The 12,395-nt window shown below is 59.0% G+C and carries 10 protein-coding genes and 1 pseudogene; 10 read left to right on the forward strand and 1 reads right to left on the reverse strand.

Features of this window, described 5'->3' with window-relative positions; genetic code table 11:
* Positions 1–482: 482 nt before the first annotated feature.
* The 8 genes from AC13DE_RS02775 to AC13DE_RS02810 all read left to right on the forward strand — a co-directional run bounded on the left by AC13DE_RS02775 (position 483) and on the right by AC13DE_RS02810 (position 9,561).
* Complete coding sequence (locus AC13DE_RS02775; protein ID WP_483046973.1) at positions 483–1,937, forward strand: amidase; 1,455 nt, start codon at positions 483–485, stop codon at positions 1,935–1,937.
* On the forward strand, positions 1,934–2,755 hold the full coding sequence (locus tag AC13DE_RS02780) for a GntR family transcriptional regulator (protein ID WP_483046974.1): 822 nt from the start codon (positions 1,934–1,936) through the stop codon (positions 2,753–2,755). Before AC13DE_RS02775 ends, AC13DE_RS02780 begins: the two co-directional genes overlap by 4 nt.
* A gap of 7 nt (positions 2,756–2,762) precedes the next feature.
* Complete coding sequence (locus tag AC13DE_RS02785; protein WP_483046975.1) at positions 2,763–4,184, forward strand: M20/M25/M40 family metallo-hydrolase; 1,422 nt, start codon at positions 2,763–2,765, stop codon at positions 4,182–4,184.
* A gap of 121 nt (positions 4,185–4,305) precedes the next feature.
* Entirely contained in the window at positions 4,306–5,829 is a 1,524-nt protein-coding gene (locus tag AC13DE_RS02790) for an ABC transporter substrate-binding protein (protein WP_483046976.1), read from the forward strand.
* 75 nt (positions 5,830–5,904) lie between these two features.
* Positions 5,905–6,915, forward strand: coding sequence for an ABC transporter permease (locus AC13DE_RS02795; protein ID WP_483046977.1), 1,011 nt, complete (start codon positions 5,905–5,907; stop codon positions 6,913–6,915).
* Between the two features lie 2 nt (positions 6,916–6,917).
* Complete coding sequence (locus AC13DE_RS02800; RefSeq protein WP_322330077.1) at positions 6,918–7,748, forward strand: ABC transporter permease; 831 nt, start codon at positions 6,918–6,920, stop codon at positions 7,746–7,748.
* Entirely contained in the window at positions 7,745–8,764 is a 1,020-nt protein-coding gene (locus tag AC13DE_RS02805; protein ID WP_483046978.1) for an ABC transporter ATP-binding protein, read from the forward strand. The genes AC13DE_RS02800 and AC13DE_RS02805 overlap by 4 nt, the downstream gene beginning before the upstream one ends.
* Positions 8,761–9,561 (forward strand): ATP-binding cassette domain-containing protein, encoded by an 801-nt coding sequence (locus AC13DE_RS02810; RefSeq protein WP_483046979.1) that lies wholly within the window; start codon positions 8,761–8,763, stop codon positions 9,559–9,561. The genes AC13DE_RS02805 and AC13DE_RS02810 overlap by 4 nt, the downstream gene beginning before the upstream one ends.
* A 191-nt stretch (positions 9,562–9,752) precedes the next feature.
* Here AC13DE_RS02810 and AC13DE_RS02815 read toward each other — a convergent pair.
* Positions 9,753–9,974: pseudogene (locus AC13DE_RS02815) on the reverse strand (transposase domain-containing protein); the annotation flags it as partial.
* Positions 9,975–10,025: 51 nt separating this feature from the next.
* Between AC13DE_RS02815 and AC13DE_RS02820 the strand changes: the two are divergent.
* Together AC13DE_RS02820 and AC13DE_RS02825 are read left to right on the forward strand one after the other, a co-directional pair.
* Entirely contained in the window at positions 10,026–11,084 is a 1,059-nt protein-coding gene (locus AC13DE_RS02820; RefSeq protein WP_483046980.1) for an IS110 family RNA-guided transposase, read from the forward strand.
* A gap of 135 nt (positions 11,085–11,219) precedes the next feature.
* Positions 11,220–12,389, forward strand: a complete 1,170-nt coding sequence (locus AC13DE_RS02825) for an IS256 family transposase (RefSeq protein ID WP_483046981.1) — start codon at positions 11,220–11,222, stop codon at positions 12,387–12,389.
* The last annotated feature ends 6 nt before the right edge of the window (positions 12,390–12,395 follow it).

Genomic DNA, 12,395 nt, shown 5'->3' on the forward strand with positions numbered 1-12,395 from the left:
GGGCAGCGGATGGAGTTTTGAGCTCCCCACAACCTGAAGTCGAGCGCGGTCGCGATGAACGGATCGGTCGAAATATTCGTGGCTGCGCGGCGTCCGGCCCACGCCTCTGCCGTGTACTCGATGCTGACTATGGCTGAGCCGGCCATGCTCGGCTAAGCACGGACCGTTTGACGGATTCGGATTGCCTTGACCGGCCGGATCCCCGAAATTTTATCACGCGCGCGAAGCATCCTTTTCGGTCGTTTTGAGGCGCCCGCTGCCACGAAACCTTTCGGATTTTGGTAGCTTTTTAGACGCCAAGCCTAACCCGCTCCTCTGCGCGCAAGCATGTATAATTATAGAGGTCTAACTTTATTATTGACCTAACTCATTGTTTATATTTATGGTCGATGTATGCAAAGTGGAGGCAAGGCGTTTTCCGCCGAGCTCCGAACGTCTTATATGCTCGGTCAGTCACCGGGCCGGTCGAGGGAAGTTAATAAATGCAGGCTTGCGATCTCAGCGCAGTCGAAGCACGTAGGCAAATTGGCAATAAGGTCCTGTCGCCAGTCGAGCTTCTGGATTCGTGTTTAGCCCGGATCGAGGCGGTGAACCCTCCGGTCACCGGTGTTGTCGCGATAGCTTATGGAGCCGCCCGCGCCCGTGCCAAGGAAGCCGAGGCGCAGGTTATGGCTGGGGGTGACCTTCCGCCGCTTCACGGTTTGCCGGTTGGAATCAAGGACCTCGTTGACACTGCTGGCCTAACCACGACCTATGGATCCGAGATGTTCCGCCACAATGTCCCCGAGAAGGACGAGGCGCTTGTGGCAAACCTGCGGACGAAGGGAGCCAACATCTTTGCCAAGACAAACACCCCGGAACACGGTGCAGGGGGAAACACGTTTAACCCGGTCTATGGCGTCAGCGGCAACCCCTTCGTTCCTTCACGTACCTGTGGCGGATCGTCCGGCGGGTCTGCCATTGCGCTGGCGACAGGCATGATGCCCCTGGCCCATGGGTCGGACAATGCCGGGAGCCTGCGTATTCCCGCATCGTTCTGCGGTGTCGTCGGGATGCGACCCACGGCAGGCATCGTTGCATCTGACAAGCGGATGATCGGTTCAACGCACTTTCCCGTCCAGGGGCCAATGGCACGGACGGCAGAAGATACGCTTTTCATGCTGAAGGCCATGGCGACGTCGGATCCAATGGATCCTCTTGCCTCATTCATGGATTACTCGCACGACCGGCCCGTCGATCTTTCGAGCCTGCGTGTAGCAGTGTCGGAAGACTTGGGCTTTGCCCCGATCGAAGACAGCCTGCGCGCGGTCTTCCGCGAGCGCTTGGGTATATTCGGATCGGCCTTCCGCGAGGTCGCGGATGCGTCACCTGAGATGGAGAATGTCGACCACCTTTACGAAGTGCTACGGGCCGTCAGCTATATCGGCATGTACAACAAGCGGGAGCAGGCGCACCCCGGCAAGTGGGGTCGGCTGGTCGCTCAAAACCTAGAACATGCTTCGCAGTTCTCGATTACGGATGTAGGCCAAGCGATGGCTGACCAGACGGACCTGTACCGCCGAGCGCAACTGTTCTTCCGGGAATTCGACCTGCTAATCACGCCGACCGTCGGCGTGTCACCTTGGCCGAAACACGAGGTCTATCCCTCGGTTGTCAACGACCGTCCAATGTCGAACTATTTCGAATATGTCGGCCTGACTTATGCGATCACGCTGCTTAACCATCCGGCCATTTCCATTCCCTGCGGCGTCGATCGCGAGGGTATGCCCTTTGGGATCCAGATCGTCGGACGCCGGAACGAAGATCTGAAGGTCATGCACGCGGCGATTGCGCTGGAACAGCTTCTGGCCCGCAACCCGCTGACAGCCCGCCCTCTTCCTGACCTCGTGGCGCTGGAGAAGGTCAAGGTCCGGGACGAGATGGAGCCAGTCGTATGATCCTGTCCCCTGCTTCCTCTGTGTGCGCCGGCCTGCCGGTGGGCGCATCGAAGATGCGGGTGGACCGGCCCCCGCATTTCACAAGTAGGAGGAATTGGGACTTGAAGATGCGCGTGAGGGCCGACAGCGAGACATTTCGCGACAAGGCCACAAATACTATCCGTGAAGCAATCATGTCGCTGCATTACCGGCCGGGCGAGCCGCTAATTGAAAGGCATCTGTGTGAGGAAACAGGTGTCAGTCGGACGCTGGTGCGCGAGGCATTGCGCTTGCTGGAGGCCGAGGGGTTAGTCCGGCGCGAAAACACCCGAGGCCTCGTGGTCACCGAGCTGTCGCCGGATGAAGTGCGCGACATCTTCGACCTCCGCCTCATCCTGGAATCGACCCTCTTGCGGCGATTCATCGCCAAGGCCAACGAGGAAGATACTGAAAAGATGAGCCGACTGCTGGACCGGGCCCTAGATGCGGCCGAAAGGAACAGCAAAGACTACACTAGCTTCATCAGTCGGTTCGTCCACCTGATCTGGGCCGGTGGCGGGAATGAGGTCGCCGTGCAAATTTTGGATTCTCTTCAAAGCCGGATAAATTACGTCCGGGTCATGCTGTTCCGCGCAACAACTCAGGATGAGCACAGGATAACTATCGGGCTTCTACGGTTGGTCACGCAATCTGTGGCGGACGGAGAGACCAACGCGGCGGTCGATACTTATTGCCGTTATCTGAAGCGCGCAGAGGACCGGGCGACCGGCATCATAGAGGGGCGAAAGGCCTCTCGGCTAGATATCCGCGCCACCAAAACAGACCGCAAGAAAGGCTAAGAAGACAATGGCAGTCGACGCGCGTAGTAGCACCATCGCGAGAGCGAAGAATTACTTGGCTTCTGGCGAGTTCTTGGACACGCTTGGCAGGCTGGTTGCGGTGCAGACCGAAAGCCATCCACCCTCGCGCAAGCCCGAACTAGAACGGTACTGTCACGAGGTGGTTGGCCCGTACTTGAAGAACCTTGGCTTTAAGATCGACATCTTCGACAATCCGCTGCCGCAGCACGGCCCCTTTCTCGTCGCGCGGCGACACGAGGATACCGCCCTGCCAACGATCTTGGTCTATGGGCATGGCGACGTGGTGCGCGCTATGCCAGAACGCTGGCGCGAAGACTTGGACCCATGGGCTTTAAAAGTCGAGGGCAAGCGGGTCTACGGACGTGGTACGGTAGATAATAAGGGCCAGCACCTAATCGCGATTGAGGGCCTGCGCGCAGTGATTGAGGAACGCGGATCCCTTGGTTTCAATGCCACGGTGCTGATCGAAATGGGAGAAGAGGCAGGATCGCCAGGGCTTCAAAATTTTTTGGAAGACAAGAAGGACATTCTAGCAGCGGATGTCTTCATCGCGCTGGACGGGCCGCGCCAGAGTATGGAGGTGGCTGATATCACCCTGGGTACACGTGGCGGTCTGGGTATCGATCTGGTCGTTAATCTGCGTGAGGGTAGCCATCACTCTGGGCACTGGGGCGGGCTTCTGAAGGACCCGGCGGTGATCCTAGCCCATGCGATCTCTACTATCATTTCTCGAGATGGCCGCATTCTGGTTGAGGGATGGCGCCCCAAAAACGTTCCTGTTTCTGTACGCGGGGCGAGCCGAAAGGTGAAGGTCAAGGACTTGCCCGGCGCACCCGCCCCGGACGAAGGGTGGGGTGAGCCGGGGATGAGCCGGACCGAACGTATCTATGCTTGGAACAGCGCGATCGTGCTGTCCATGATCAGCGGTCAGCCGGAGAACCCGGTGCCCGCGGTCCCCGGCTATGCCCGGTCGCGCATCCAGTTGCGACACACGGTCGACACGAATGCCGACGATGTGGCTCCGGCGCTGCGGAAGCATCTAGACGACCACGGCTTTCCTGAGGTCGAGGTGCAGCCGATCACCGAACGCGATATGTTTCCGCCATCGCGCACCGATCCCAAGCACCCTTGGGTGCAGCTGATCGCCAAGTCGATGACGCTGACGATGGACGGTGATCCGAACATAATTCCCACCATCGGCGCCTCAGGGCCGTCGGAATTTTTCAAACAGACGCTCGGGGTTCCGGTCATGTGGCTGCCACAGAGCTATGGCGGCTGCGGCCAGCACGGGCCGAACGAACATGGGCTAATTGGCCTGTACGATGACGGGCTGGCCATGATGGCTGGGATCTTCTGGGACATCGGAGAAGTCTCGGAAGGCGAGCGGGAGATACTAAAAAATAAGTGAAGGCAGGGCAGGGGACCCAAACGGGTTTTCACATCCACAAACTTAGACGGCTAAGTATATTTTGACCCCCGCAAGCGGAAAGATGGGGGCAGATCCGACAAGCGAAAGGGAGAACGACCACATGAAGACTAACAGAAACCGCCTGATCGCCGGAGCGCTGAGCGCGCTTGCGGTCCTCGGTACGGCAGTTCCCGCCGCGGCCCAAGACGACAAGCTGCTGATGGTGACCAGCACCTTCCCGATGACCTCTCCGACGCCTTACGCCGAGAGTAACGCGCAGATGTATTCGGTCTGGTGCCAGACTTATGGCTGCCTGGGGCGCTACAACTATGCCACCAAGGAATACGAAGGCATCTTAGTGGAAAGCTGGGAAATCGTCGACGACAACACTTGGCGCTTCAAGCTGCGCGACGACTTGGTCCGTCACGATGGAGGCCCCGGCCCGACGACGACAGATGTGCTGCATTCTTATGATCGTGTCCTGAACGATCCGGCGAGCATCCAGAAGAACATCTTCAGCGAAGTCGAGACAATCCGCGAAGTTGATGAACACACCTTCGAGATCGTTACGACAAAGCCCCTGGCGTCGCTGCTTTCCTACATCTTCGACCGCTTCATCATCACAAGCGCTGAACTGGCCGAGGACAGCGCGTCACCGGACGAGGACGCGCCCTATGGCTGGGGTCCTTACAAGCTTGCGTCATACACGCTGGATCAAGAAATCGCGCTGGAGAAGAACGACGATTTCCCTGGTATCGCTGAGGCCGCGCCCGACACCGCCGTTTACCGGCAGATCCGCGAGGCGGAGCAGCGTGTAACTGCGCTGATGAATGGCGAAGTGCAGATCGCTCGCCTGATCCCGCCTCAGCTGGTGTCGCGGATCGAAGGGAGCGAGTCAATCTCCGTCGTGGAGAGCCCGTCGATCGAACAGATGTTTTTGGCCTTCAACCCCAAGTTCGAACCCTGGACCGACAAGCGAGTGCGCCAGGCGGCCGCTCATGCCATCAACAAGGACCTAATTATCGACCGGTTTCTAATGGGTCTTGCGGACAAGCTGGACGGTCCCCTGGGTGAACAGCAGATCTGCTACAGCGGGCCGCTCGATTTCGTCATTGACTATGATCCTGAAAAGTCGCGCGAACTTCTGGCTGAGGCCGGGTACGAAGACGGCGGACCGGCGATCGAGTTCATGACCGCTTCGGGCCGCTACATCTCAGACCGGCAAGTTTCCGAAATCGTGACGCAGATGCTGACCGAAGTCGGATTCAAAGTTGATCTGCAGGTGCCGGAATACGCCAATCTAACCGCCGCGATGCGCGCCGGTGAACTGCCGATGTACTACCTCGGCCGGGGCCTGTTCCTGGACCCCTCGGAGCCGCTGTCGCAGTACCTTGAATCCGATGTCACGCAGCGGATTGGCTACACCAACGCCGAACTGGACGCGCTGCTGCAGCAGGAACGTCAAACCCTAGATCCGGAAGAGCGCTGCCAGATCGTCCGGCAGGCGGCTGAACTGATCGCCGAAGAGGTGCCGATGTTCTTCATGTGGTCGCACCGCCTGGTGCATGGCATGCAGAAGGGCATCGAGTGGAATGCCAGCGCCGATGGCGAAATCTGGCTGTCCGACGTGAAAATGTCAATGTAAGCCAAGGGCTTGCAATGGACCCGCGGCGGCAGCATCGCCGCGGGTCGGCCTGCAACGACATTTGGGAGCATACGTTTGTTACACCTAATTACGACGAGGCTGCTCGGAGCGATCCCGGTCCTTCTGCTTGTAACAATGGCCATCTTCGGTCTTCTCAGGTTGGCTCCGGGCGATGCGGCGGAACTGCTGCTGCCCGACGACGCGACCGAGGAGCAGGTCGCCGAAACACGCGAGGCCTGGGGGCTGGATCGTCCGGTTTGGGTGCAATACGGCCAGTTCCTAGGCAACCTTGCCCGGTTCGACCTGGGTGAATCCTATCGCTACCGTGCGCCGGTGTTCGAACTGATCGGAGAACGCTTGCCCGCTACGCTCGAACTGTCGTTCTACGCGCTGCTTCTGGCCATCGTGATTGCCGTGCCGCTCGGTATGCTCGCGGCCCTGAACAAAGGCAAGGTGATCGATGCGATCGTGTCCGTGCTGTCCATTTCAGGGGTGAGCGCACCGTCATTCTGGGTCGGCATCCTCCTAGTGCTCTTCTTCTCAGGATACATGAATCTGTTCCCTTCCAGCGGCCGACTGCCCTATGGCGTTTCCGCGCCGACGGTGACCGGCTTCGTCACCATAGATGCGCTATTGGCCGGCTCCTTCGAGACCTTCTTCCAGGCCCTGCGATACTTGGCCTTGCCCGCCCTGACACTGACGCTAGCAATGATCGGGATAATTTCCCGGATCACGCGTGCTGCGGTTATCGATGCAGGTCAGGAAGAGCATGTATTCACCGCGGTCGCCAAGGGCATGAAAAGGCGGTCGATCGTCCGGCGCCACCTGATGCCCAACGCGGCCATTCCGATCGTCACCATCATCGGGCTTGAACTGGGCGCACTGATCAGCGGGTCCATCATCGTCGAAGTTGTGTTCTCATGGCCGGGCATCGGAACCCTGTTGTTCCAATCGATCAGCGTGAGGGACATGCCCCTGACGACCGGGGTCGTGGCCTCCTACACCATCCTATTCATCGCGCTGAACCTGTTGATCGACATCTTCTACGTCCTGATCGACCCGCGCCTGCGCAGCAACAAGGCCTGACCATGAAGTTCGATTTCTTCAACCTCAAATTCCTAATCGGAGCCTTCCTGCTGGGTTTCATCCTATTCCTTGCGGCCTTCGGAAACCTGCTGACGCCCTTCGGGGCGAACCGGCAGAACCTCCTGGCTTCGCTGCTCCCGCCACTGACGGACGGGCATCTCCTTGGCACCGACCACCTGGGCCGCGATATTCTCGCGCGCATGATCTCGGGCGCCCGCGTATCACTCGCCATCGCGGCGTCGGTCGTGGTCATTTCGGGGGTCGTCGGTGTCACTGTCGGCGCGCTGTCTGGTTACCTGCGGGGCGCCTGGGATCTGGTGACGCAGAAAATCGTGGAATCCTTCTGGGCCTTTCCGCCGATCCTGCTGGCTATCGCGATTCTCGCCTTTTTGGGGCAGAGCCTGACTAACGTAATCTTCGCGCTCGTGATCCAGCGGTGGATTCCCTATTCGCGAATGGCCCGCGCACAGGCGATGGTCCTGCGATCACTGGCCTATGTTGAATCATCCCGTGTGATGGGAGGAGGGTTGTTGTGGGTCATGCGGCGGCACATCCTTCCAAACCTAATGGCTTCGGCGATCATCGTCGGCACCTTTTCCATGGCCACCGCAATCTTGGCAGAGGCCTCGTTGAGCTTTCTCGGCCTGGGTGTCCCGCCGCAGATCGCCACCTGGGGCGGCATGCTGGCCGAAGGCCGCTCCTACATCACGCGGGCCTGGTGGCTGGCCGTGATGCCCGGCGCGGGGATCTTCATGACCGTGCTGTCCCTGAACCTTCTGGGAGACTGGCTGCGTGACCAGTATGACCCGAAAAAGACACTGAACCTGATATGATACGAGATACAGACTCACAGACCCCACCCCGGGACGCCGCAACCAGGACCGATCCGCCGGTACTGTCCGCGCGCAACCTGTCATTGTTCGTCCGTGAGGGGCGCAAGCGGATTAAGATCGTTTCCGACGTGTCCTTCGAAATCAATGCGGGCGAGTTCTTCTCTCTCGTTGGGGAAAGCGGTTCGGGCAAGACGATGATCGCCCGTGGAATCATGCGGCTGCTTCCGTCCTCGCTGCTGGAAATCGAAGGCGAACTTGATTTCTGCGGTGACTCGCTCATCACCCTGCCGGAGTCGAGGATGCGCAGGCTGCGGGGCGGCGCGATCTCGATGATTTTCCAAGAGCCGATGACTTCGCTCGATCCGCTGATGCCGATCGGGCGCCAGATCGAGGAAACGCTGGAACTGCACAGCAAGCAGTCCAAAAAAACGCGGACCGAACGGATCGAGACGTTGCTGTCGGAGGTGCGGTTCGATAACCCGATCAAGATCGCGCGGCTGTTTCCACATGAACTGTCTGGCGGGATGCGCCAACGCGCCATGGTCGCGATGGCGCTTGCCAACAATCCCAAGCTGCTGATCGCCGACGAACCGACGACCGCTCTGGACGTGACTATTCAGCGCGAAGTAATGGAGATTATCCAGAGGCTCCGCCAGAAACACGGTTTGTCGGTGCTCTTCATCTCTCACGACCTGTCGCTTGTCCATCAATACACAGATAGGGTCGGGGTGCTGTACGGCGGTGTCCTGATGGAAACCGGGACCGAGGCAGACGTGATCGGCCGTTCGGCGCATCCCTACACCCAGGCGCTTCTGAACTGTGCACCAGGGCGCAGGGTCGATGGCAAACGGCGGCAGGGAATCCCCGGCACCGTACCGTCGCCCCTTGACTGGGATGTCGGCTGCCGGTTCCGGGATCGCTGTGGCAAGGCGGATGCCGCCTGTGCCGAAGCCCCCATACCCGTCAAAGAGCTAAGCCCGCAGTGGCGCGCAAAATGCGTGAGGCCTTCTGAATGATACATACCAGTCCCACCGTCTCCATGTCTGCCCGAGATATCAGGAAGACCTTCCACCGGTCCCACGGCTGGTTCGCTCCGCCGTCAGAGACCAGGGCCCTGCAGGGAGTTAGTTTCGATGTGCAACCCGGAGAGATCTTCGGCATCGTCGGCGAAAGTGGATGCGGAAAATCGACTTTGGCCCGCGTGCTTGTAGGCCTGGAAGAACCTGACGCCGGAAGTCTATCTCTGGCCGGACGCGACCTGTTCGGACCCGGCGTCTCGGGTGTACCCCCGGTGCGGCGCGGCATCCAGATGGTGTTTCAGGATCCCTATGCGTCTCTTAACCCGCGTATGCGCATTGGCGAGGCCATCGCCGAGGGACTGGCGATTGCCGGCATGGCGAAATCTGAACGAGACGACCGGGTGGCGGAGACCCTGTCGCTGGTCGGGTTGTCACCGGATGCGTCCCAGAAGCATCCATTCCAGTTTTCCGGTGGTCAGCGGCAGCGTATCTGCATCGCGCGGGCCCTGGTGATGGAACCCTCGTTTTTGGTTGCAGACGAGGCGGTTTCCGCCCTCGACATCTCGGTCCAGATGCAAATCCTAAACATGCTGCTAGATCTGCGCGACCGGATCGGGCTGTCTATCATATTCATTACACACGACATCTCTGTCGTAGAATATCTCTGCGATACGGTAATGGTGATGTACGGAGGCCAGGCGGTCGAGCGGGGGCGTACACTTGAAGTTCTGGACAATCCGCAAGACAGCTACACCCGTTCACTGATCGCCTCGGTTCCGCGTCTACACCATTAGTTCTTCGCGGGCCAGAAATTAGCTCGTCTAGAGCAATCCTTGGCGGTCTACGGGCTCGCGTCGCAAGGCAAGTGCCGTCGATCTCACTTAGCTAAGCCTTGCGGAGACAAGTAGCGTGATTGTGATGATGTAGGTCAGATCTGGATGACGCAGTCGCCCTTATTCCGTAACCAAGCCATTGGCACCGCGGTTTATGCGGCCTGACTGCTTGCTTCAGGGTGTAGCGCCTTCCAGTTCCACGGCAGCAGCTCATCCAGCTTGTTGATCTTGTGGTCGTGGATACGGTCGAGAACGTCCGCGAGATAGGCCTGTGGATCGAGGCCATTTAGCTTGGCTGTTTCGATGATGGTCATGGCGCGAGCCAAAGTTTCCGCACCTGTGTCGGCCCCTGCAAAGAGCCAGATGAGATGACCGTTTTCCGTGACTGCAGTGCATAATCGTGCGGCGAGGAAAGGAGAACTGTTATGGATAATTTTGATGCCTATGTGGGTCTCGATGTACACAAGGATACAATCGCTGTGGCTTTTGCTGAAGGCGAACGATCCGGCGAGTTTTGCTCTTTGGGTTCAATCCCGAACGAGACGACCGCCATCAATCGAATGGTCAAGAAATTGGCGGTCAGGTTTGAAGCGATATCTTTTGCCTATGAAGCAGGTCCGTGCGGCTATGGCCTGCACCGCCATCTTATCGGACTCGGACATGTCTGCGACGTCGTTGCACCCTCCAGAACCCCTGTTCAGCCGGGAAAGCGGCGCATGAAGAACGATACGATCGACGCGCTGAATCTGGCCCGATTGCACCGGGCCGGTGAACTCACCTATATCTGGACACCGGATGCGACCCACGAGGCGATGCAGGACCTGGTCAAGGCGCGGCGCATATCCTCTCATCAAGTTCGTAAGGCACGCCAGCGCATCAGCTGCTTCTTGCTGAAGCACGGCCGGCGCTATGAACGGAAGAAATGGGGACATCGACATTGGGTCTGGCTGGCGGATCTTCAATTCGGCCATGTTGCAACGCAATTCGCTTTGCAGAGCTATCTCAATGAAGAAGAGCAAGCTGTTGATCGACGGGCCCAGATTGACGGACAGATTGAAAACCTGATGTCAGACTGGGTTTTGGCCCCGATCGTGCGAGAACTCACAGCCCTTCGCGGTCTTGACATAGTGATAGCCGCAGCGGTTGTCGCCGAAGTCGGCGATTTTGCTCGGTTTGAAAACCCACGTCGTCTGATGAGCTACTTTGGCCTGGTGCCGGGGGAATTCTCAAGTGGGTCCAGCATACGCCCGCGCGGGATCACTAAGGCAGGATCCTCGGACGTTCGCGCGCTCTTGTTCGAGGCTGCCTGGCTCTACCGGCTGAAGCCAAAGGTGGGACAGTGGTCACTGGTTCGACAAAAAGACCTGTCACAGGCAGCGAAGGATATCGCCTGGAAAGCGCAGTTGCGATTGTATGGCCGATATCAGCGTCTCACGCAGATACGCCACAAACGCAGTCAGGTCCTGTCCCAGGGAGAGGTGTAACTTCTGGTAGCGCTTTTGGTGGCGTCCGCGCCCTTCATGAGGCGCCGTAGGACGTCATCAAAGGCGCGGTGGTCATCGGTGAATTTTCGGTAAGGTCGGGTTGCGAACATCAACCTGAACCGAAGGAAGACCCCGATGACCAAACCTATGATGGACCTGAAAGAGCTTGTCGAGAAGAGCGCGGATGCCGATCTTCTTCGAGATATGATCGGTTTTGCCGCCGAAAGGCTGATGGAACTGGAGGTCGGCGCAAAAACCGGGGCCGACTATCATCAGAAGACGTCGGAGCGGAAGGCGCAGAGAAACGGCTACCGCGAACGCGATTGGCAGACGCGAGCCGGGAACGTGGAACTGCGGAACCCGAAGCTGCGCACCGGCAGCTATTTTCCTTCTTTCCTGGAGCCGCGGCGGGCGACAGAGAAGGCGTTGAGCGCGGTTATCCAAGAAGCTTATGTCCATGGCGTCTCAACCCGTTCTATGGACGATCTCGTCCAGGCGATGGGTGGGACCGGCATCTCGAAGAGCCAGGTTAGCCGCCTGTGCGAGGAGATCGACGAGCGGGTCGATGCCTTCCTTACCCGTCCAATTGACGGCGAATGGCCCTACCTTTGGATCGATGCGACTTATCTCAAGGTCCGCCAGGGCGGGCGTATCGTCTCCGTTGCCGTCACCATCGCCGTCGGCGTCAATACAGACGGCCGCAGAGAGGTGCTGGGCATGTCCATCGGCCCGTCCGAGGCCGAAACCTTCTGGACGGAGTTTCTGCGCGATCTGGTGCGGCGCGGGCTATGTGGTGTGAAGCTGGTCATCAGTGATGCCCATGAAGGCATCAAGGCCTCAGTCGCACGCGTGCTGAACACGAGCTGGCAGCGTTGTCGGGTGCATTTCCAGAGGAACGCTCTTGCGCATGCAGGCAAGAGCAGCCGACGCGTCGTCTCCGCCTTTATCGCAACCGCTTTTGCACAGCCAGACCATGCGGCGGCGAAAGTCCAATGGCGCAACGTCGCCGACCAGATGCGGTCCAAGCTGCCTAGGCTCTCTGGGCTGATGGATGATGCCGAGGAAGACGTGCTCGCCTACATGACCTTTCCCCAACAGCATCGGACGAAGTTGCATTCGACGAATCCGATTGAACGTTTGAACGGCGAGATCAAGCGCAGGACAGACGTCGTGGAGAGCACCGCAAAGTGCGGGGCAATCAGGCCACCATTTGCGTTTCTTCGTGAGATTTCAGACCGGGATACCACTGCTCGAACTTGGCGCGGAGAGTCCCGTCAAGCGCGCGGGCCCGGGTTTGGAGCATGAGGTGGG

Source organism: Sulfitobacter sp. L-8, assembly GCF_056859255.1.

Coding starts and splice junctions, on each gene's coding strand:
- AC13DE_RS02785 (WP_483046975.1), top strand. CDS start 2,763: ATGGCAGTCGACGCGCGTAGTAGCACCATCGCGAGAGCGAAGAATTAC.
- AC13DE_RS02780 (WP_483046974.1), top strand. CDS start 1,934: ATGATCCTGTCCCCTGCTTCCTCTGTGTGCGCCGGCCTGCCGGTGGGC.
- AC13DE_RS02825 (WP_483046981.1), top strand. CDS start 11,220: ATGACCAAACCTATGATGGACCTGAAAGAGCTTGTCGAGAAGAGCGCG.
- AC13DE_RS02800 (WP_322330077.1), top strand. CDS start 6,918: ATGAAGTTCGATTTCTTCAACCTCAAATTCCTAATCGGAGCCTTCCTG.
- AC13DE_RS02810 (WP_483046979.1), top strand. CDS start 8,761: ATGATACATACCAGTCCCACCGTCTCCATGTCTGCCCGAGATATCAGG.
- AC13DE_RS02820 (WP_483046980.1), top strand. CDS start 10,026: ATGGATAATTTTGATGCCTATGTGGGTCTCGATGTACACAAGGATACA.
- AC13DE_RS02775 (WP_483046973.1), top strand. CDS start 483: ATGCAGGCTTGCGATCTCAGCGCAGTCGAAGCACGTAGGCAAATTGGC.
- AC13DE_RS02790 (WP_483046976.1), top strand. CDS start 4,306: ATGAAGACTAACAGAAACCGCCTGATCGCCGGAGCGCTGAGCGCGCTT.
- AC13DE_RS02805 (WP_483046978.1), top strand. CDS start 7,745: ATGATACGAGATACAGACTCACAGACCCCACCCCGGGACGCCGCAACC.